Source organism: Anaerostipes faecis, from assembly GCF_910574135.1.
GTDB classification, from domain to species: Bacteria; Bacillota; Clostridia; order Lachnospirales; family Lachnospiraceae; genus Anaerostipes; species Anaerostipes hominis.
Map to the genome: position 1 here is coordinate 69,706 of NZ_CAJSYK010000007.1, position 22,123 is coordinate 91,828.

Annotated in this window: 19 protein-coding genes, 1 pseudogene and 1 CRISPR repeat array; of the genes and pseudogenes, 18 read left to right on the plus strand and 2 right to left on the minus strand. The window is 41.7% G+C overall.

The window, feature by feature from the left end; translation table 11 throughout:
* The 7 genes from hisC (at window position 1) to QGT46_RS06710 (ending at window position 7,959) form a co-directional block, all read left to right on the plus strand.
* Complete coding sequence (hisC, locus tag QGT46_RS06680; RefSeq protein ID WP_024726725.1) at window positions 1-1,053, plus strand: histidinol-phosphate transaminase; 1,053 nt, start codon at window positions 1-3, stop codon at window positions 1,051-1,053.
* A 150-nt stretch (window positions 1,054-1,203) separates the two neighbouring features.
* Entirely contained in the window at window positions 1,204-2,076 is an 873-nt protein-coding gene (locus QGT46_RS06685; protein WP_024726726.1) for a DUF5688 family protein, read from the plus strand.
* Window positions 2,077-2,161: 85 nt separating this feature from the next.
* Window positions 2,162-3,340 (plus strand): sporulation integral membrane protein YtvI, encoded by a 1,179-nt coding sequence (ytvI, locus tag QGT46_RS06690; RefSeq protein WP_148458700.1) that lies wholly within the window; start codon window positions 2,162-2,164, stop codon window positions 3,338-3,340.
* Window positions 3,337-4,185, plus strand: a complete 849-nt coding sequence (gene thyA / locus QGT46_RS06695) for a thymidylate synthase (RefSeq protein WP_024726728.1) — start codon at window positions 3,337-3,339, stop codon at window positions 4,183-4,185. The genes ytvI and thyA overlap by 4 nt, the downstream gene beginning before the upstream one ends.
* Before the next feature lie 9 nt (window positions 4,186-4,194).
* Complete coding sequence (locus QGT46_RS06700; protein ID WP_148458699.1) at window positions 4,195-4,692, plus strand: dihydrofolate reductase; 498 nt, start codon at window positions 4,195-4,197, stop codon at window positions 4,690-4,692.
* A 69-nt stretch (window positions 4,693-4,761) separates the two neighbouring features.
* On the plus strand, window positions 4,762-5,832 hold the full coding sequence (locus tag QGT46_RS06705) for a branched-chain amino acid aminotransferase (RefSeq protein WP_148458698.1): 1,071 nt from the start codon (window positions 4,762-4,764) through the stop codon (window positions 5,830-5,832).
* 150 nt (window positions 5,833-5,982) lie between these two features.
* Window positions 5,983-7,959, plus strand: a complete 1,977-nt coding sequence (locus QGT46_RS06710) for a sodium-translocating pyrophosphatase (RefSeq protein WP_024726731.1) — start codon at window positions 5,983-5,985, stop codon at window positions 7,957-7,959.
* 159 nt (window positions 7,960-8,118) lie between these two features.
* Here QGT46_RS06710 and QGT46_RS06715 read toward each other — a convergent pair whose 3' ends face one another.
* On the minus strand, window positions 8,119-9,045 hold the full coding sequence (locus QGT46_RS06715) for an MATE family efflux transporter (protein ID WP_301590077.1): 927 nt from the start codon (window positions 9,043-9,045) through the stop codon (window positions 8,119-8,121).
* A 61-nt stretch (window positions 9,046-9,106) separates the two neighbouring features.
* Between QGT46_RS06715 and QGT46_RS06720 the strand changes: the two genes are divergently transcribed.
* Entirely contained in the window at window positions 9,107-9,448 is a 342-nt protein-coding gene (locus tag QGT46_RS06720; RefSeq protein WP_301590079.1) for a hypothetical protein, read from the plus strand.
* 136 nt (window positions 9,449-9,584) lie between these two features.
* Here QGT46_RS06720 and QGT46_RS06725 read toward each other — a convergent pair whose 3' ends face one another.
* Window positions 9,585-10,820, minus strand: a complete 1,236-nt coding sequence (locus tag QGT46_RS06725) for a peptidoglycan-binding protein (RefSeq protein ID WP_024726734.1) — start codon at window positions 10,818-10,820, stop codon at window positions 9,585-9,587.
* A 138-nt stretch (window positions 10,821-10,958) separates the two neighbouring features.
* Between QGT46_RS06725 and mraW the strand changes: the two are divergent.
* The 10 genes and pseudogenes from mraW (at window position 10,959) to cas2 (ending at window position 20,987) form a co-directional block, all read left to right on the plus strand.
* A pseudogene (gene mraW / locus QGT46_RS06730) lies at window positions 10,959-11,637 on the plus strand (16S rRNA (cytosine(1402)-N(4))-methyltransferase).
* A 29-nt stretch (window positions 11,638-11,666) separates the two neighbouring features.
* The gene (locus QGT46_RS06735; protein WP_148458697.1) at window positions 11,667-12,200 is read left to right on the plus strand and encodes a ferredoxin domain-containing protein; all 534 of its coding nucleotides are present in this window, start codon (window positions 11,667-11,669) and stop codon (window positions 12,198-12,200) included.
* Between the two features lie 189 nt (window positions 12,201-12,389).
* The gene (gene cas6, locus QGT46_RS06740) at window positions 12,390-13,091 is read left to right on the plus strand and encodes a CRISPR-associated endoribonuclease Cas6 (RefSeq protein WP_095142870.1); all 702 of its coding nucleotides are present in this window, start codon (window positions 12,390-12,392) and stop codon (window positions 13,089-13,091) included.
* An 11-nt stretch (window positions 13,092-13,102) separates the two neighbouring features.
* Window positions 13,103-14,827 carry a CRISPR-associated protein gene (locus tag QGT46_RS06745; protein ID WP_301590083.1) on the plus strand — a complete coding sequence of 575 codons (1,725 nt, stop codon included), beginning with the start codon at window positions 13,103-13,105 and terminating at the stop codon, window positions 14,825-14,827.
* On the plus strand, window positions 14,828-15,769 hold the full coding sequence (locus QGT46_RS06750; RefSeq protein ID WP_148458695.1) for a type I CRISPR-associated protein Cas7: 942 nt from the start codon (window positions 14,828-14,830) through the stop codon (window positions 15,767-15,769).
* Between the two features lie 3 nt (window positions 15,770-15,772).
* The gene (gene cas5b / locus QGT46_RS06755; protein WP_148458694.1) at window positions 15,773-16,531 is read left to right on the plus strand and encodes a type I-B CRISPR-associated protein Cas5b; all 759 of its coding nucleotides are present in this window, start codon (window positions 15,773-15,775) and stop codon (window positions 16,529-16,531) included.
* Between the two features lie 75 nt (window positions 16,532-16,606).
* Window positions 16,607-19,174 carry a CRISPR-associated helicase Cas3' gene (gene cas3 / locus QGT46_RS06760; protein WP_148458693.1) on the plus strand — a complete coding sequence of 856 codons (2,568 nt, stop codon included), beginning with the start codon at window positions 16,607-16,609 and terminating at the stop codon, window positions 19,172-19,174.
* A gap of 14 nt (window positions 19,175-19,188) precedes the next feature.
* Window positions 19,189-19,686 (plus strand): CRISPR-associated protein Cas4, encoded by a 498-nt coding sequence (locus tag QGT46_RS06765; protein WP_024726740.1) that lies wholly within the window; start codon window positions 19,189-19,191, stop codon window positions 19,684-19,686.
* Between the two features lie 11 nt (window positions 19,687-19,697).
* Complete coding sequence (cas1b, locus tag QGT46_RS06770) at window positions 19,698-20,696, plus strand: type I-B CRISPR-associated endonuclease Cas1b (protein WP_024726741.1); 999 nt, start codon at window positions 19,698-19,700, stop codon at window positions 20,694-20,696.
* Window positions 20,697-20,987, plus strand: coding sequence for a CRISPR-associated endonuclease Cas2 (cas2, locus tag QGT46_RS06775; RefSeq protein WP_024726742.1), 291 nt, complete (start codon window positions 20,697-20,699; stop codon window positions 20,985-20,987). It abuts the gene before it with no gap.
* 411 nt (window positions 20,988-21,398) lie between these two features.
* Window positions 21,399-22,022: a CRISPR direct-repeat array (repeat unit 30 nt; unit sequence GATAAATAAAAACATTAGATGTATTGAAAT).
* Window positions 22,023-22,123: the final 101 nt, after the last annotated feature.

Below are 22,123 nucleotides of genomic sequence, written 5' to 3' on the forward strand. Positions count from 1 at the left end.
ATGAAATCTTGGAGAGATAATATAAGAAATGTAGTCCCGTATACTCCGGGAGAACAGCCGAAAGAGGACGGTGTGATCAAGCTGAATACGAATGAGAATCCATATCCTCCTTCTCCGAAAGTTTTAGAAGCAATGAATCATATTAAAAATCTGAGAAAGTATCCGGACCCGGCGGCGGCGGATCTCACAGAAGCGATCAGTTCCTATTACGGTCTGAATCGGGATGAAGTCTTCGTCGGAGTCGGCTCAGATGACGTTTTGGCCATCGCTTTTCTGACATTCTTTAATTCCGGAAGACCGGTGTTTTTCCCGGACATCACCTATTCATTTTATGATGTCTGGGCCGGCCTGTTTCAGATACCTTATGAGACCAAAGCCTTGGACGACGAGTTCGGCATACGTGCCGGGGATTACTACGGGGAAAACGGGGGAGTGATCTTTCCGAATCCCAATGCACCGACAGGGGCTCTTTTAGAATTAGAAACAGTCAGGGATATTTTAGATCACAACAGAGACGTTCTTGTGATCGTGGACGAGGCTTACATCGACTTTGGAGGTGAAAGCGCGAGAAGCCTGATTCCTGAGTATGATAATCTGCTGGTCGTACAGACGTACTCTAAATCCCGCTCTCTCGCGGGGCTCAGGATAGGATATGCCATGGGAAATAAAGAACTGGTCAAGGCCATGAACGATGTGAAGTATTCCTTTAATTCTTATACGATGAACGAGCCGGCCATTGTCATGGGAAGGGCGGCGATCGAGGACGAAGCTTATTTCCAAAAGACAAGAGAAAAGATTATAAAAACTAGAGAATGGTTTCAGGAAGAGCTGAGAAATATGGGATTTTCTTTTGCGGATTCTAAAGCAAATTTTGTCTTTGCATCACATGAATCTATTCCGGCCAAAGAATTATTTGAAGCGGCAAAGAGAGAGAAAATATATGTCCGGTATTTTAATAAGCCGAGAATTGACAATTATTTAAGAATTACGATCGGCACAGATGATGAGATGCAGACTCTGGCGGAGTTTTTGAAAAAACAAATAAGGCCATAGGATAAAGCAGGCAGGTCACGGAAAATTTCCGGTACTGCTTGCTTTTTTAAAAACTTTGAGGTAAGATAATAATGTAATTATTTCTAAATTATGGAATATACGAGGTGGGGTATGACGTAGACTTCCGTTTCAGCAAGGAAGGAGACGGTTATGTTGACCAGACCAGAGTTTTTAACTTATGTAGAAGAACACATACTGGAGTATGTGAAGGACCCGGAGGAAAAGCAGGCCTCCATCCGGCAGGTGACAAAGAACAATAACATCAGTTTAAACGGCCTCTGTATCGGAAAAGGAGAAGAAGTCTGCCAGCCTATCATTTATTTAGACTCCTATTATGAGGATTACCGGGAGGGAGCAGATCTGGGAGAGATCTTATGCAGGATAGGCGGGGTCTATGAGGACAGCAGGGCGGACAGTCCGATTGATACTTCCCTTTACAGGGATTACAGCCATATGAGGGATCTTCTGTTTTTCCGTCTGGTAAATTATGAGAAGAACAAAGAACAGTTAAAGGACTGTCCCTGTGAGAGAATCGAAGATTTGGCCGTGACTTACCGGTGGTTTGCCCATCACGACAAGAATGGGATGGCCAGTGCTCTGATCCGCAATCAGGATCTTGACTTATGGGGCATCACGAAGGATAAGCTCATGGAAGATGCAAAAGCAAATACAAAGAGGGTCTTTCCGCCGCTGCTCCGCCCTATGGAGCAGTTATTTCCGCAGATGGAGGCAGGAGGAGAACTATATGTCCTGACCAACGAAGAAGGACTTAATGGTGCGGGAACTGTCCTCTATGACGGGATACTCGACAGTTTTTCCGATCAGATCAAAGGTGGATTTTATATCCTTCCCAGCAGTATCCATGAGGTTCTGCTTGTGCCTGAAAAGGAAGGAAGTGATCCGGCGGCCCTTTCAGAACTGGTGAAAGAGGTGAACCGAACCGTGGTGGATGACGGTGAGATCTTGTCTGACCGGGTTTACTATTATAAAAAAGGGCAGAATGTATTTATGTCGAAAGTGTGAATTTTACATCCGGAGGGACTGTGACCTTGTCATCCGGAGAACGTTACTTTATAATGTAAATAATTAAAAACTGGGGTGATGAAAGATGAGACGTTGGGAAATATATCTGGAAATATTCATGGAACTTATAGTGATCGCGGGAGGGGCCTTTCTTCTGATCTTTTTTCTGCCTAAGTGCATCGGATTCTTATGGCCCTTTGTGGCCGCTTGGATTGTGGCGATGCTGGCCCATCCGGTGATCGCATTTTTGGAAGACAAAATCAGTCTTCCAAAGAGATTCGGCTCGGCATTGATCATCATTGCGGTGATCGCAGGCCTGATCGCACTGATTTCATTTATTTTCAGCCAGCTGGCAGCCCAGATCGTGGGATTTGCGGCCAACCTTCCGGATTTAAGAGAGACGGTCCAGACGCAGCTGATGAATCTTAAAGAACAGGCGGTGCACCTGCTGGATTCTCTGCCGTACGGAATGGGGGTAAAGTTTGATACGATGCTCGGTTCCACAGACAAGGTGCTGGACAAGGCGGTGAGTGCCATCGGGAATTACGGCATGGAGCATTCCGGCAATGTGGCCAAAGGCATGACCAGCGGATTTATCGGTACGATCGTTATGTTCTTTGCCTCATATCTGTTTATCGTGGATAAGGATAAGATTGTACAGGGGTATGAAAAGCATGTCCCGAGGATGGTCCGTCACAAGATCGGCATCTTCTACCACAATACACTGGGAGTTCTGGCAAGTTACTGCTGGGCCCAGGTAAAGATCATGGTCATTATCATTGCGATCCTCTGGATCGGTTTTATCGTTGCGGGGATCAGCTATGCATTTTTCCTCGCAGTTGTGATCGCAATTCTGGATGTGCTTCCGATCCTTGGGACCGGGACGGCGATCATCCCGTGGGCACTTTATAAGATCCTCACAGGAGACATTAAGACAGCCATTATACTGCTGATCATCTACGTGATCTGTCTTGTGACCAAACAGGTGCTTCAGCCCAAAATGATGGGAGACAGTATGGGGATTTCACCCCTTGCCACTTTATTTTTGATTTATATCGGCTTAAAGCTTTCGGGCATCGGCGGCATGCTTTTGGCTCTGATCCTAGGCATCTTCGTGTATAATCTATATAAACTGGGGATCTTTGACCGGAAGATCGCATTCTTCCGGCGAAGGATCGAGATGCTGACGATCAACAGCGAGAAGGAAGAAGAACAGATAAAAGAAGAACTGGACAGACGGGAAAGAGAGGGAAAAAAATCATGAGTTATGCAGATACTCTGTTTATCAATATGTGCAGAGATATTTTAGAAAACGGGACCAGCACAGAAGGAGAAAAAGTCAGGCCCAAATGGCCGGACGGCACACAAGCTTATACGATCAAGCAGTTTGGCGTTGTGAACCGTTATGATCTGTCAAAGGAGTTTCCGGCGCTGACACTGAGGAAGACGTTTGTCAAGTCTGCTGTGGACGAACTGCTCTGGATCTGGCAGAGGAAGTCAAATAACATACATGATTTAAAGAGTCATGTGTGGGATGAATGGGCGGACGAAGACGGCTCGATCGGTAAGGCATACGGCTATCAGATGAGGGTAAAGCATCAGTATGCGGAAGGTATGATGGATCAGGTGGACAGGGTGATCTACGACTTAAAGAACAATCCATACAGCCGCAGGATCATGACAAATATTTACGTTCATCAGGACCTGCATAAAATGAATCTCTATCCATGTGCTTACAGCATGACATTTAACGTGACCAAAAAACCGGGACATGAAAAGCTTGTTCTGAACGGCATCCTCAATCAAAGATCTCAGGACATTCTGGCGGCGAATAACTGGAACGTAGTCCAGTACTCGGTTCTGCTCTATATGCTCGCACAGGTATGCGGCATGGAGCCGGGAGAGCTTGTCCATGTGATCGCTGACGCACATATCTATGACCGGCACATTCCGGTCATAAAGGAACTGATCAAGCGCCCGGTTTATGACGCGCCGAAGTTTTCCATGAATCCCGATGTGAAAGACTTTTATGAGTTTACTGTGGATGACTTTAAGATAGAAGATTACAAAGCAGGGGAGCAGATTAAGGACATCCCCATTGCCATATAGGAGAGAAATATGAATTTGATTGTGAATGCGGACAAGAACTGGGGAATCGGCAGGGAAAACCAGCTTTTAGTTCATATACCAAACGACATGAAGATGTTCCGGCAGACTACGACAGGAAAAGTCGTGGTGATGGGAAGGAAGACATTAGAGAGTTTTCCAAACAGCATGCCTCTTCCAAAGAGGACAAATATTGTCATGACGACAGATCAGGATTACGACGGCCGGGGAGCCATTGTGGTCCACAGCGAGGAAGAATTGTTTGAAGAACTTAAAAAATATGCGGATGAAGACATCTTTATCATTGGGGGAGAGAGTATATACCGGATGATGCTTCCTTACTGTGATACGGCTTATGTCACCAGACTCGACTATGCATATGATGCAGATACCTATTTTCCGGATCTTGACGCACTGGAAGAATGGGAGATTGTAAAGGAAAGTGAAGAACAGACTTATTTTGACCTTGAATATGTATTTTTGAAGTATCAGAAACGGAATGACGATTGACAGAAGATTCAAAAAGTTTCATAATAAAACTTAATGAAAAACTACATATAACAGGAAGGAAGAGATAACATGTTAGATATCAAAGTTGAAAAGACACAGTGCCCGAAAGAAAAACCGGGAAAAGATGATCCGCTTCTGTTTGGGACCATTTTTACAGATCACATGTTTGTGATGGACTATGATGAGGAAAAGGGATGGTATGATCCGCGCATCGTTCCCTATGCTGATCTCACATTGTCACCGGCTGCAACGATCTTTCATTACGGACAGGGTGTCTTTGAAGGGCTGAAGGCATATAATTCAGAAAACGGAAATGTGAATTTATTCCGCCCGGACATGAATGCAAAGAGATCTAACCGTTCATCTGACAGGCTGTGTATTCCGGAAATTCCGGAAGAAGACTACATCCAGGCGATTGAGCAGTTAGTTGCTCTGGACAAGGACTGGATTCCAAGTGAGCCGGACCATTCTTTATACATCCGTCCGTTTATTATCGGAACAGATCCGTTTTTGGGCCTGAAGACTTCCAGATACTATCAGTTTATTATCATTCTGTCACCGGTAGGGCCTTACTATCCGGAGGGACTGGATCCTGTCAGCATCTGGATCGAAGATGACTACGTAAGAGCTGTACGCGGAGGTATCGGAGAAGCCAAGACCGGGGGCAATTATGCGGCCAGCATTTTATCCCAGGTGAAAGCACATGATGAAGGATATTCCCAGGTACTCTGGCTGGACGGAGTGGAAAGAAAGTATATTGAAGAAGTAGGAGCTATGAATATCTTCTTCAAGATCGCCGGCAAGGTAGTGACTCCGAAGTTAAACGGAAGTATTCTGCCCGGTATCACCAGAGACTCAGTTATAGAGCTCTGCAAAGAGTGGGGATATGAGGTAGAAGAAAAGCGGATTTCCATAGATGAGATCTATGAAGCACACAAAGCAGGGCTCTTGGAAGAAGTCTGGGGAACAGGAACTGCGGCCGTTATCTCACCGGTGGGCAAACTGCGCTGGGGAGATGAGATCATGCAGGTAAAGGACGGAGGAATCGGTGAATTAAGCCATAAACTCTATGACACTGTGAGCGGAATCCAGCTGGGCAGGATTGAAGATACCCATGGATGGATTGTGGAAATCAAATAAATGTTACGGCTGGAAGAGGAACCTCTCTTCCAGTCTTTTTTTTAATTGTAATATTGTATTCTTGAAATGACTTTGGTATAATATAAAAACATGACTAAAAGTCATAAACTCAAATTCATATATTATGAGGAAATGAAAGGAGATTGGACAATGGAAATGTACATTGCGATTGCGGCCGGAATCTTATCTCTGGTTGTTGCATTTGCACTGATGACGAAAGTAAAAGGTGCGGATGAAGGAAATGACCAGATGAAAGAAATTGCCGGAGCGATCAACGAAGGAGCCCATGCATTTCTCAGGGCAGAATACAAGCTGCTTATATTATTTTGTATCGTAGTATTTGTATTGATCGGCCTTGGAATCCAGAGCTGGGTATCAGCAGTATGCTTTTTAGTGGGAGCATGTTTTTCTGCTCTTGCAGGATTTATCGGAATGCATACAGCAACAAAAGCAAACGTAAGAACTGCAGAGGCAGCAAGATCAGGCGGGATGAGCAAAGCTTTATCCATCGCGTTTTCCGGCGGTGCCGTTATGGGACTTACTGTGGTAGGTCTTGGACTGTTCGGTGTTACTATGGTTTACAAGGTGACAGGAGATGTCAGCGTACTGACAGGATTCAGTTTGGGAGCATCCTCTGTGGCATTGTTCGGCCGTGTGGGCGGTGGTATTTATACAAAAGCCGCTGACGTCGGAGCTGACCTTGTAGGTAAAGTAGAAGCAGGTATCCCGGAAGATGATCCGAGAAACCCGGCAGTTATCGCCGACAACGTAGGTGACAACGTAGGTGATGTAGCAGGAATGGGTGCCGACTTATATGAATCATATGTCGGATCTATCGTATCTGCCATTACCATCGGTGTTGTGGCATTCAGCGTAAAAGGGGCTGTTTACCCGCTGATACTCGCAGCGATCGGAATTGCGGCATCTATTCTCGGTGTTATTTTCGTAGTAAATACGAAGAGCCAGAATCCGCACAGGGCACTGGACGGAGGTACATACTTCTCAAGTGTAATCGTTTTGATTGCGGCATTCTTCTTAAGCCGTCAGTTCTTCGGAAACCTGGATACTTTCTGGGCAATCCTTGGCGGTGTCTTGGTTGGTAATATTATCGGTAAATTAACTGAGTTCTACACATCCAGTGACTACGGCGCAGTTAAGAAGATCGCTGATCAGTCTGAGACAGGATCTGCGACAACGATTATTTCAGGACTTGCAGTAGGAATGGAATCCACAGCATTCCCGATCATCTTCATCAGTATCGCGGTTATTGTGGCATATCAGTTCGCAGGTTTATATGGAATTGCTCTCGCAGCGGTAGGTATGCTTTCCACAACAGGTATCACGGTAGCAGTCGATGCTTACGGACCGATTGCCGATAATGCCGGCGGTATTGCAGAGATGGCAGAGTTAGATGAATCTGTGCGTAAGATCACAGATAAGCTTGACGCAGTAGGTAATACAACAGCGGCTATGGGAAAAGGATTTGCCATCGGTTCTGCGGCATTAACCGCATTGGCACTGTTCTCTGCTTATTCACAGGCTGTTGACCTGACAACGATCAACTGTCTGGACCCGAAAGTAATCGTAGGTGTGCTGATCGGCGGAATGCTTCCGTTCTTATTCTCAGCGTTTACTATGCAGTCTGTAGGTAAGACAGCAAACGAAATGATCGTGGAAGTGCGCCGTCAGTTCAAAGAGATTCCGGGAATCCTTGAAGGAAAAGGAAAGCCGGATTACAAGAACTGTGTTGAGATTTCCACATCAGCAGCGTTAAAAGAAATGCTTCTTCCGGGTGTTATGGCAATCATTGCCCCATTGATCATCGGTGTTCTTTTAGGAGTGGAAGCTCTCGGCGGATTATTAGTTGGATCTTTGGCATCTGGTGTTATGATGGCGATCTTCATGGCAAATGCCGGAGGAGCCTGGGATAATGCGAAGAAGTATATCGAAGAAGGAAACCACGGCGGAAAAGGCAGTGACGCTCATAAAGCAGCCGTTGTCGGCGACACTGTAGGTGATCCTTTCAAAGATACATCAGGACCGTCTATCAACATTTTGATTAAGCTGATGACGATCGTAGCTTTAGTATTCGCACCATTATTCTTGAGTATCGGCGGAATCTTATAAATGAATTTAAAAATCCATGGAATTATTTGAGGTTATCTCATCTGATTACCATGGATTTTTTATTTCTCAGGAAAGACCTTGTCACGCAAATTTGTCAAGCCCCTCAAAGAATGGGGGCCTAAGTGATGAAGCAGGTTTGCACTTTGTTCTTTTGCCGGGTCAGTTTTCTGCTGTGGCTGCATTGCATGTCTGAGATTTGGACGGATTTTTCAGCATAAGGACTGCAATAACAGTCACCGTGCATTCCGCGGCGATGATTCCGGTCCAGAGTGCCTGTCTTCCAAAGAGAGCAGGCAGAAGAAAGATACATGCTACATTTACAATAAAGCTTCTCAGTGAGGCGATTGCCAGGGCTTTAGCTGTCCTTTTGGACGCCAGATGGTAAGTAGTAAACACCATATTGACTGCCGCAAATAAAAAGGAGATTCCATAGACAGACAGGCTTTCACCGGCAAGCTTAACCAGAACCGGTTCCCGGTTAAATATGTGAATGACCGGCTTTCCGAACAAGAGCAATACGGCATAGAGGAAGAAAGCAAGGAGAAAGTTCAAAGTAATGCCTTTTTTGAAGAAGTACTGTTCCAATTCTTTCTTGCCCTCTCCTGCAGAACGGCTGATCAAAGGCTGTATGCCGTCTGAAACTCCGATATTTCCCAAGTAACGTATGATGATCAGATTATAGCAGAAGATCGTGATCGGCTGGCTCATCTGTGTGATCAGTTCCGGTATTCCCCGTTTCAGTATCTCTGAAATATAATATTTTTTCAGGGGAAGAAGTTTTAGCTTCAGTTTTCCTTTCCCGTGGATAAAATGCGGCAGCATGATCATACAGGAGATCACCTGTCCGAGGCCGGCCGCCATACCGGCAAATCCGAGTTTCGGGTTTCCGTCATTCCTCACAAAGGCTGCAAGCACCATGGCCATGCAAAAGAAGATACCGAATAAAATATAGTATCTGAGATAATCCGAAGTTAGGGAGACAAGCTCTCCGCTGGCACCCAGAAAGGCAGCAATCTGGTCTGAAAACAAAAAGCTGAACACTGTCATGGAACCTGAAAAAATCAACACCAGGAATATACTGTTCATAAAAGAGTGCAGAGCCTTCCGATCATTTCCGCGGCCGATGAAGACGGATGATAAAGCCTACATGAGTGAAATAACAAAGCTGTATACATTGTCCCAGAGATTAAATCTGACTGTATTTTATCAGCAGGGCATTATACATCATAGGAAAAGAGAAGAGACCAAATCCTATATCTTCCTGAAAATACAACAGACAGATGTAAAAGATCCCGGAATCTTCTGTCTGCCGGAGGGAACTTATGAGTGCAGCGTGTCTGAGGTCACCAGAATCGATGAAGAGGCAGAGACAAAAGGCCTGTCGGAAGATATATTAATGGTAGAAACAGATTTTTATTTCGGAAAACAGCCAAAAGACAGATACTTTTTAGAACTGCAGATATACAAAGGAAAAGGCAGCGGGAATTGAACCCCACCGCCTTTATGAATGGACGATATCTCTGCTGGATAAGTATCCTTTAAACAAAAGGAGCCATTCAGCGATCGTTTTTTATCACTATTGGAGGAACGCATTTCAAAGCGTGACGGAAATAGTGATGAAAAGCTTATGGATTAAGTTCCGCGATCCGACTCACTGCCACATAGATCTCGCTGATCTTATACCAGGTTGGATAATCTACGACTCCGGTCTGTCCAAGGCCGAATACATTTTGGAATACTCTCACGGCATTGGCCGTCTGCTGTCCGTATGTACCGTCCACCGGTATCGTAGGAATAGAAGGATAGTCCTTTGCGATCCGGTTTAATTGTTCCTGCATCTGACGGACTTTTTCCCCGGTGGAGCCTATGGTCAGATCATAACCCGGCCAGGAGGAAGGAATGCCTGAAATCTGCTCTGCGGTATTGATATACATACTTTCTCCATAGTAATATCTGAGAATTTCGATAGGAGTATATCCTTGATCTCCCAGATACTTAGAACCCCATTGTGTCATCCACTCCGGACAGCTTACCCGTTTGCCGTCACAGTATTGTGTCAGGATCGGCTGGCGCACGTTCGGCCGGGACAGATAACTGGCGAAGATTTCATCCACAATGGTGTTGATGGAATCATATGTTGTCTTTCCATTGATCCATTTGTGGTCATAGGCGGTGGAGGAAGTAATCGTAAAGTCGTGTCCTTTGTTTCTGTACCACTCAGTGTAAACTCTGTTCAGAGTAAAGGACATGATCGCCAGAATGTTGGCCTCCAGGGACGAACGAGGCCATGTGGAGTAAACCTCACAGGCAGCCACATTTTTAATGTAGTCTTTATAGCGCACATAATAGTTTTGGGCGGTCTGGTCAGTAATAGCTCCGTCGTGGACAATGACGAATTCAGGGATCACTACCCGGCTAAGTACGATCTCACCGGATTCATTGACTGGCTTGATCTCATCTTCTGCAATTTTAGGAGGATAATCCCCCCAGAGGGTATGAGGGCCTATGACTATATTATCAAGTGTTGTAGTTGCAGTTTCCAAGGGAACCATGGAAACATTTTGAAGACCGTTTGTATCTGCCAGAATCTGAGCTCCCGAGATCGTTACCGGCTCATAGCCGGGTGCTGTCACATGCAGATTATATTCTGAGTATGGCTGGTTTTCACTCGGGGAAAGACTGTATTCCACCGGAGGAGCATCAAGCGCTACCTCTTCGGTCTGTCCGTTCTGATCAGTGGTTACTTCCTCTAGAACCTGATCGGATTCTCCGGTATAGGAGATAGATATAGTAGCATTCCGCACCGGAACATATCCAATGGTAGAGTTTACTTGAATTTTTAAGTTGCCTTTGTCTGCCATTTAAAAAATCCTTTTTCTTTTACTATATGCCGGCGTGATAAAAATATAACCAGAGTCACTTCTGATGTGTGTTTCCTAGATTTAAGAAATATGATAACATTAGAAAAGAATAGGAAGCAAAAAGAGAAAGAGGTAATCATGGAAAATCAGGAAGAAAAACAGAAGCACAAGAGACGTATCCGGTACAGCGGAACCCATCCTAGAAATTATAAAGAAAAGTATAAGGAACTTCACCCGGAAAAATATCCGGACACGGTTGCAAAAATTATTCAAAAAGGCAGTACGCCTGCCGGCATGCACATTTCTATCTGCGTGAAAGAAATCCTTGAGTTCCTCCAGATCAAACCGGGACAGACCGGTCTGGATGCAACGTTAGGTTATGGAGGGCACACGCTGGAGATGATGAAATGTCTGGAATCGAAAGGACATATGTATGCTCTGGATGTGGATGCCATAGAACTTAAGAAAACTAGAGAACGCCTAGAGAAACTTGGTTACGGACCGGAAATTTTAACGATCCGTCAGCTGAATTTTGCAAAGATTGACGAAATAGCGAAAGAAGCAGGACCGTTTGATTTTGTCCTGGCGGATTTAGGCGTCTCGTCCATGCAGATTGACAATCCGGACAGGGGATTTTCCTACAAAACAGAAGGTCCGCTGGATCTGCGCCTAAATCCTGAAAAAATCTTTTAAACGTCTGCTGCGGGAAGGGATTTATCAAGAGATTTCAACCGATGTGATCCGTCCGTCGGCAGAAGAATGCAGGATGAACAGCCGTGCACGGTCGACAAAGATGAGATGGGCTATAAAGGCGTAATAAGTTCTATAAGTCAGGAGGATGAAGGGATGATTTATGAGGAAAAAGAACTGGAAATGGAAGGCGTGCTTCAGACAGCCAGACAGATGTGTACTGCTGCCAGAACCGCACCGAAAGCAAGAGGACTGGATTTTATCCACACTGCGGTAGTTACGGGGGAAGATCTGAAGAATCTTGCTGATGAGACACAACGGCTTGGGAAAGAACAAGGTCAGGATTTTTATGTGAGAGATGCAGATAATCTCCGTAAAAGTCAGGCGGTGGTTTTAATTGGGGTGACTTATCAGCAAAGAGGACTGAATGAGTGCTGTGGTTGGTGCAATCAGGCAAACTGCCAGGGATGCAGGGAGAACCAAAGCGTCTGTGTATTTGATCCGATGGATCTGGGAATTGCATTGGGCTCGGCAGTCAGCGTGGCGTCCATGAATCATGTGGATAATCGGATCATGTTTTCTGTTGGAAAAGGAGCATTATCATTAGGGATGCTGGGACCGGAAGTGAAGATGATCCTTGGAATTCCGCTGGCGGCAGCAGGAAAGGCACCTTATTTTGACCGCAAATAACTGTTTAAGGGAAGCTGAAGAATGGCTGAAAAACGTTGTATTATTTTGAAAAATATAGTAAAATAGAACAATAGAGTGGTTTGTGTATAAAAGCTATTAATGAATCATTCCCTCTAGGGCAGTCGTTATGATAGGTACTATCAGCATTTATACGATATGAGGGTGCATACAAAAGAAAGGGGTGGGGCAGTGGATTTACAAGTTTTTGAAATTCGGCTAAAAGTATATCTGTTAGAAGATATCCCTGTAGAAGCAGTTCAAAAGAAGACAGCCGCACTGATTGACATTTGTCTGAGCAGAGACGAAGCACTTCAAAAATTTCATGAGGCAAATCAATTTAAAAATTATTCTTTTGGAAATCCATATCCATTAGAAAAGGACAAAATTTATAAAAAGGATAAGGTGTATGTCATAACAATCCGCACCATTGATCCACAGCTTGCAAAAGTATTTTCCGAAAAATTAATTCATGAGCGATCCGATGAGATGCAGGCATTAACCTGCGAAATCAAAATTATCCCCAAAGAAAAGAAAATTATTGATACTATTTATTCTATCTCTCCGGTGATTGTGAAAGCAGAGCGCTACTGGAGGGGTGTTTTTTCTTTACAGGAGTATGAAAAAAGACTGACCGTAAATCTTATAAAAAAATATAATGCCTTCTGCGATACAAAGATAGATGAAGATTTTGAATTCATTCGTATGATTGAGGTCAAAAACAGAACTCCGATCACTGTTTCTTATAAGAAAATAAAACTTTTAGGAGATAAAATTACGTTAAAGGTAGCGGACAATGAATTGTCACAGGAACTGAGTTATATGACTTTGGGAACAGGACTGGGAGAAATAAATGCGCGGGGGGCTGGTTTTGTAAATTACAGGTGGATGTAGGAGGTAGCATTTTGCTTAGAGAGTGTACGGAAATATTCAAGGAACAATTACAGCAAAACAATAATCTGCTGTTCGATTCTTACATACCGGCCAACGGAACATATCTGATCGTGAAGGAAGACGGAACATTATTGGAGCCTGTGGAAATTGAACTAGATAAAAAAAGCGGTCAGATAAACCGCACCAACCGTTATTTCACTAAAATCTGCCAGTATGACTATTACAGCAGGCTGATCGATATGAATAAACCGCAGGACAATAAAAAAATCATTCATTCCAATAATTATCTTTCATTTTTTGTGAAGAAAGAGAGTTTTCAAAACGGAAAACTGGATGCGGAAGCCATTGATCGTTATTTTGATGCGGTCAGCCATCCGGAGCTTAAATATAAGGGACAGACATTGAAGATTTATCAAATGCTGGAAGAAGAAATCGGAGGTGTTCCCAGGGATATAGCAGAAAAGAACCGCATGTGGATAAAAGAGAATATTTTTCAGCTGGATGTGGATCTTTCCAAAAAAGATTATCTGAAAATATTTTTTGAAGCACCGATGGAGCAGTATCAACGGGAAAATGACAGATATCTGGTGCCGAATATTTATAACAGCAATGATTATAATCTGGAGATGAAAGGCGAAGTTTACGGCCTGCCAAATAACAATCTCGGAATGAATGCGAAAAAACCTTTCCTGTCCAGCCGTACGAAAAAAATTGAGGTGCCGTTTCTGCTGAACAAAGAGGAAGTCCTTCTTCAGAAAAAGTTTTTTGATCATCTGATGAACTTTGCCATGGCGAGTAAATCCAATGTATATATCGATACGGATCAAAGGACGATATGTGCGTTCAAAAACAATGAAATCATTGATCGTGACTTTAAGGGATATTATCTGCGGATTCAAAAAGGAAAAGAAGTGGAAATCCACAGCAGCGATATTATTCCAAGTTATCACCCTTCTGTAAGAAGGCCGTTAGTATATCGAAATGCCCTTTCCTATACTCCGAAAGAGCATAAAGAAGGAACCGAATATGGCACTTATTATACGAAAGAGAAGATCCAGAGTCTGCTGGACGCAGTTTTCTTTTCTAAATTTCTGAAGGGCAATTATTTTACGCCCCAGGATAAACTGGGAATGAATGATGGATATATCAAGCGGAATCTCATCATTTCCAGGGAAGCTATTTTTGACTGGCTGTACAAAGATGAAGAGGTGCAGGCCGCAAAGGTTCTGGGAAACGTATCTTTGGATTTAGTACTGGGAGCGTTGAAGGAAGGCTACATTTTTAAGGCCATGGACTGCTTTAATTTGCGCCACTCACTGTTGGAATATTTTTCGGATAAAGGAGAGGATACGATGGAGAATAGAATTAATCAGATAGTGACCGATTTAAAGGCAAAACTGGATGCGAAGGAAACATCTGAAATACAGTCAGATGATGAATACTTTTTTGCCGTCGGACAGCTGGTACAGTATTATATTTCATTAAATAAAGGAAAAAAGAAGACACATGCATTGGTAAATCCGTTTTTAAATGCAAAAACAGATGCAGTCTTAAAAAAGAAACTGGTACAATTTTTCTTGAAATATAATTATGATATCGAAGTATCGAGCAGACGTTTCAATAACCTTTACTGCATGATAACGGAATATGAGCTGAAAGGGCAATTTGAGAAGGATTTGATGATAGCAGGCTATTTACACAGCAGTCTGATTTATGTACCAAAGGAGGATAAGTAAATGGATAAAAGAGTATATGGAGTCTTAGGAATTTCTTCAATCATGGCTAACTGGAATGCCGATTTTACCGGATATCCGAAAACCACACAGGATGGAACAACCTTTGGCAGTGACAAGGCACTGAAATATCCAATGAAAAAAATGTGGGACAATGAAGGGAAGAAAGTTCTTTATATCAAATCTATGAAATTTTCCGACGGGAAAAAGGGTGAAGTGACATTGGTTCCAAATTCCCTGAAAGAGCGGTACGAATATTTATATGGCATAGAGGATCTGAAAAAATGTAATGACACAAAGGAAGTGATCACAAACTTATTCCAAGCGGCAGACGTAAAAAATTTTGGAGCAACGTTTGCCGAAGAAAAAAACAATATATCCATCACCGGAGCCGTTCAGTTTGGACAGGGATTCAATAAATATGAGGGGACAAGCCCGGAGGAACAGCAGATTTTATCTCCGTTCAGGGACGGATCGAAAGACGATAAAAAGGAAGAAGCGAAAAACTCTACACTCGGAACAAAAATCGTCAGCAATGAGGCTCATTATTTCTATCCGTTTGTTGTAAATCCTCTGGCATATAAAGAGTTTGTCCAGCTGGGCGTGACTGACGGATACACAGAAGAAGACTATGAGAATTTCAAACGCACGGCGTTAGTTTCAGCCACTGCTTTTGCCACTAACTCAAAAGAAGGCTGCGAAAATGAGTTTGCTCTGTTTGTGGAGACAGATCCGGATTTATATCTTCCGAACCTCTCTGAATATATGACATTTACAAAGGGAGAGGATAAAAACATCATCGCATTTGAAGATACCGCATTTTTAGATGATCTCGCAGACAAAATCAAAAGCGTGGAAATTTACTATAATCCTTATACAACCAAATTAGATTGTGAAATCCAGGGAGCAAAATACTATAATATCATTACACAAAAAGAGGTGTAGCCAATGGAAGTATGCAAGGTTACTCTGAAAGGAAGGACTGCGTTTTTCAAGAAGCCGGATGTGAACAGTTATTATTATTTTACTTATGGCCAGATTCATAAAGTTGTTCTTCTCGGGATCTTTGGAGCCGTACTTGGCTATTCAGGCTATGAATCCATAAAAACAGATAAAAGGAAAAAGCATTCCATGGCAGGACCAGGTTTCCCGGAGTTTTATGAACGGCTCAAAGACTGCAGACTTTCCATCGTGCCGAAGAATGAGAAAGGCTGGATTCCGAAAAAAATCCAATACTTTAATAATTCAGTTGGCTATGCCTCCAGGGAGCAGGGCGGCAATCTGATCATAAAAGAACAATGGCTGGAATCACCGGAGTGGGATATCTATATTCTCCTGGATTGTGAGGAAAGCCGTAAACTCTCTGAAGCTTTGATGGGCAGGCGCTGTGTTTATTCTCCTTATCTCGGGAAGAACGACCATCCTGCGGATCTTTTGCATCCTGAGATTATGGAGGCAGAGGAAATTTCACCGGAAAACAGGCAAATGGATTGTCTGATGCCAAAAGGAAAAGTCACATTTGCATATTTGGATGAAGACGACGATGAGGAAGAGGATTTCTATAAGTATGAGGAAGGACTGCCATATGCATTGGACCCTTTCACAAACCTTTATGTCACAGAGCCGTTTGTTTATACGAACCAATATATAAAAGAATGTGGAGTGCCCTTATACCTGGCAGGAGAAAATATGATTGTGTTTTATTAAAATACCGCCGGAGAGGATTCTGTCTTTGAGCAGAATTCTTTCGGGCGGGTTTTTACATTATTAGGGGGAACAGATATGTATTTTGATAAAGATGTTGTAAAAATAGAGGATCTGATCAAACAACCGGAGCAGTATTTTGCTCACAAGCCAAAGAAAGATGACAGGAAAAAAGAAACATTAAAAGAGCACACCAATCTGGCAGAATCTTATTTTCTAAAGATTTTTGAGGAAAAGAATCTGGAGCACTGCATGGAGGTGTTTGAAAAAAAATATTTTGATCAGATCAGCTGGGAGGCGAAGAATCTTTTCAGGAGTATGATATTTGGAATTGTGACCTTTCATGATTTTGGAAAAGTAAATCCTTATTTTCAGAAGGAGAAGATGGATCATGAAATGCCGGAGACTAAAAAGATTTTTTCTAATAGCCATCACTCTTTGATCTCGGCTGTTCTTTATTTTGAATATTTTATGGAAAAAGTATGGGCGCTTGACAAGAGTGATAAGAAGCAGCTGAAGGAGTTCTTATTTCTGAATTCTTATTTGATAGCAAAACACCACAGTGATTTAGACACATTTGCAAATTATCTTAAAAGTTTTGAAGATGAAGATATTTATCATTTGATTGAAATGTTGGAAGATGAAGAAAATCTTGAATTTTATAAAAAGCGATTCAAGTGTTCTCTTGGAAGAGAAAAACTTGGGAAAGCCGCAGGAAATGTAAAAAAGACAGCCCGTGATAAAAAAAGCCGGACCAGACAGATTCTTTTTTACGCGTATGAACGGCTGATCTATTCCCTGCTGGTTGCCAGTGACCATTATGCTACATCAGAATATATGAGTGGAGTGCAGATCAGGCATTTTGGCGGAATGGAGCATATGGATGAGTTTTGCAGACAATATTATGGGACAGAACTTAATCATGGAATACGAAATTATGAGCAGGAAAAATATTTGGAAGAAAAAGATCTGCAGAAAGAAGAGAATATCAATATTATGCGGACGGAACTTTTTCTGGATGCTGAAAGGGAATTAAAAAAGCATATGGATCAGAACGTTTTCTTCATTGAAGCACCGACCGGAAGCGGGAAGTCGAATTTGGCTGTCAATTTAAGCTTTCAGCTTATGAAGAAAAATTCTCGCATTGGAAAGATATTTTATGTATACCCATTTAATACATTGATTGAGCAAAACCTTGAGTCTATGGAAAAAATATTCGGGGGATCAAAGGTTATGGAGGATATTGCAGTGGTAAATTCCATGAAGCCGATTCCAATGGATCGGGTTAAGTTAAAAACAGATGAGCTTCAATATTATCAGGAAGCACTGCTGAACCGCCAGTTTTTAAATTACCCTATGATCTTAACGACCCATGTCAGCCTGTTTGATACGATGTTCGGGAGCAGAAAAGAAAGTACATTTGGCTTTCATCAGCTGGCAAACAGCGTTCTTGTCTTGGACGAAATCCAGAGTTACCGAAACAGTATCTGGACGGAGATTATTTTATTTTTAAAAGAATTTGCATCATTTCTTAATATGAAAATTATCATAATGTCCGCCACACTGCCGAACCTGGATGTGTTATCTCCGGAACTTGAAAATGCCGTGCCGCTGATCAGGGACAGAGAGAAATTTTTTTCTCATCCGGTTTTTAAAAACAGAGTACATGCGGATTACAGTCTTATGAAGAAAGACTTTACCATGGAAGATCTGCTGGATCATGTATTAAGTCAACAGGAGCTTAAGAAAAAGGTCCTGGTAGAATTTATAAAAAAAGAGTCTGCTTATACATTTTTTCAAATGCTTCAGGAGGATGGACGACTGGAAGTACCGGCTGAACTGCTCACAGGAGATCAGAGCATTCTGGAGAGAAAGCAGGTGCTGAAAAAGATTGATTCCGCAGGGGAGCAGGGCATGATTTTGGTGTCAACCCAGGTGATCGAGGCCGGCGTAGATATTGACATGGATATCGGATATAAAAACTGGTCTAAATTGGACAGTGAGGAGCAGTTTATGGGAAGGATCAACAGGTCCTGTAAAAAGCAAGATGCAGTCGTATACTTCTTTGAAATGGATAATCCGCGGCATATTTACCGGGACGGAGATGCCAGGATAGAAAATCTGGAATATACGCTGGCCAATGAAGAAATGAGAGTGATTCTTTCTGAAAAAGCGTTTCAGAAATATTACGGTTCTGTTTTAGAGGTATTAAAGCAAACCTTTATGGAAAGTACGGGAGATTACGGAATCACAGCATTTTTTGCGGCACAGCTCGGTCTCCTGGATCATACTAAGATTGAAAAAAGAATGCAGCTGATTCAGGATGATATGTGGAGCATGTCAGTTTACCTTTGCCGAAAAGTAGAAGAGGAAGATGGGACAGTAATCGATGGAAAGGAAATCTGGGACAAGTACAAAGAACTTTTGTTGGATCAGAAAATGGATTATTCCAAGAAAAAATATGAGCTTTCAGAAGTCAGGAGTAGGATGAACTACTTTACTTATACGATCCAGAAAACAGACTTAATGTACAGTGACAAAATCGGGGAACTCTATATGATTGAGGATGGGGAGAAGTATTTTCAGAATGGAAGGCTTGATAAAATGATGCTGGAAGGAAAGGACGGGACACCGGATTTTTTATAGGATGGAGAAAGCATATGGAGATCAATGGGACGTTAATCAATTATTATTTTCACTGTAAACGGCAGTGCTATTTGTTTGGAAACCGGATGAATCTGGAGGATAACAGTGAGGAGGTTAAGATCGGAAAGGCGATTCATGAGCAGAAAGCAGAGCAGGGAAAAAATACAGAACTGGCGATTGAAAACATTAAGCTGGATCGTTTGACAAAAGAATATCTGACAGAGATCAAAAAGTCTGATGCCGACCCGGAAGCGGCAAGATGGCAGATTTTATACTATTTAAAAGTGCTGAAAAGAAACGGGATTATCAGAAAAGGAAAACTTGAATTTGTTGAAAAAAACAAAAAAGAAAAGAAGATTGAGGTTGTGGAGCTGACTCCGGAACTGGAAGAAGAATTGCGGTTGTATGAGGAAAGGATCAAAGAATTGCTGGAAAGTGATCATGTACCGGGTGTGTTAGGAAAGCCAAAGTGTAAAAAATGTGCGTACTATGAGTACTGTTATATCGAGTAGGAGGAGAAGGTATGGGAAGTACAAAATATATTACATCCATGGGAGAATTGACACGAAAAGATAATTCCCTATGTTTCAGAAAAGACGGAAAGAATATTTACATACCCATTGAAAATACAAAAGAAATTTACTGCCTTAATGAGGTATCTATGAATTCAAAACTCTTAGACTTTTTATCACAGAATCATGTGGTTGTACATTTTTTTAACTACTATGAGGGATACAGCGGTACATTTTATCCGAAGCCCCAATATATGAGCGGCAGGCTCTTAATGAAACAGGCAGAGGCTCATCAGACAAAGCGGATAGAAATTGCAAGGGCTATTGTATGCGGAATCGGAGAAAATATCAGGGAGGTTTTATATCATTATTATAAGCACGGCAATGATGAAGTGAAGACAACGATTGATTGGCTTGGAGATGAATTCATCAGGCAGGTAAATGAAGCGTCAGATATTAAACAGCTGATGTCAGCGGAAGGGGAAGCATGGCAGAGGTTTTATCAAGATTTTAAAAGCTTTCTTCCAGAAGATTTTGTTATGAACAAAAGAGTAAAACGTCCGCCGGACAATCCTATCAATGCCTTGATTTCCTTTGGAAATACTCTTTTGTATGCGAAGACAATCTCGGCTATTTACCGGACACATCTGGATCAGAGAATCAGTTTCCTGCATGAGCCGTCAGAAGGAAGGTTTTCGCTGAGTCTTGATATGTGTGAAGTGTTCAAACCTGTTATTGTATATCGGACTATTTTTGATCTGGTGAATCGAAAGCAGCTGAAAGTAGAGAAGCATTTTGATAAGAGAGTAAACTATTGTCTCTTAAATGAAGATGGAAGAAAAATATTCATTGAAGCATTTGAGAAGCGAATGGAAACTGCATTCCAGCATCCGAAATTAAAACGAAAGGTAACGTATCGAACTGCCATTAAATTGGATTGCTATAAGCTGATTAAATTTATTTGGGAGGATAAGGAATTCCGGCCATTTAGTCTGAAGGAGAAGATGTAGATGAAAAAGAAGATGAATTACAACTATGCTTTTGTATTTTACGATGTAAATGAAAAACGAGTGCAGAAGGTGTTTAAAGTCTGTAAAAAGTATCTGACCCATTTTCAAAAATCTGTATTCCGGGGAGAAATGTCCCCTTCTAAACTGATTAGGCTCAGGAATGATCTTAAAAAAGTATTGGATGAAGATGAGGATTTTGTCTGCATTATTAAGCTGATGAATGATAATGTATTTGGGGAGGAGATCTTGGGAAATCCGGAAGATAATGTGGGAGAAAGTTTGATACTGTGAAGATTTTTCATTAACTTTCATCAGTTTTTAACAGGTATTTATCGAACAACAAAAAGTTTTTGAAAAGCTGTTTTTTGCTTGGCAGACTAGTTCACTCCAATGAAGATTAGGTTTGATGTGGAAATGAACTAGTCTGTCTGAAAGGTATAATATATGAGAAGATCGGTGGGTCGAGCTGTTGAGGATGCTATTAAACTAGTCTTGAAAATGGATTTAATTCCACAATAAGGAAGGTTGTTTCCCAACCATATTTATATTAAAACTGAAAAAAAGCGTGATTTTATGCGGGTTAGGAGGACATATGGGAGAAAATTGAAATTTCAGGGCGGAGGTTGGGAAAATATTTAAAAAATGTTGAAAAATAAGGGTTTATAGGGTATGATAAAAAATAGAAATGGCTTAAAAGCGTTGGATAAATAAAAACATTAGATGTATTGAAATCCGCAAAAGCTTTCATGCCTTTGAATTTGTCAGATAAGATAAATAAAAACATTAGATGTATTGAAATCAGATAAATTTAAAGTCACCAATACAGGAGCGGTCAGATAAATAAAAACATTAGATGTATTGAAATTGGATGGTATGCCCATCCACTTCTACTCTATACACTGATAAATAAAAACATTAGATGTATTGAAATGTTCTTGTTTATTCAGCAACTGGAATGTTCTTCATTGATAAATAAAAACATTAGATGTATTGAAATTCACAAAAGTTAAAAGAGCAGATATCGTAGTGTTAGATAAATAAAAACATTAGATGTATTGAAATAAACAATCCTTTAAGTCCTTGCAAAAGTGAAATCCTGATAAATAAAAACATTAGATGTATTGAAATTTCAGTTCAGCCGGAACAAGTTCACTCACATTTAGATAAATAAAAACATTAGATGTATTGAAATAGGCAATGCATATGTCAGAACTGGATATGGCAGGGCAAGATAAATAAAAACATTAGATGTATTGAAATTTGAGGCTTCTTTCGCAAAGTAGTATGGGATACGCTGATAAATAAAAACATTAGATGTATTGAATTCTCCTCTCTTACATAAAATTTTTTACATTTTTATCTTTAAGATATAAGTGAAGGATTTTTTCTGGAATTTGTTGAAAAAACAGGATGATTGTAGTAAAATA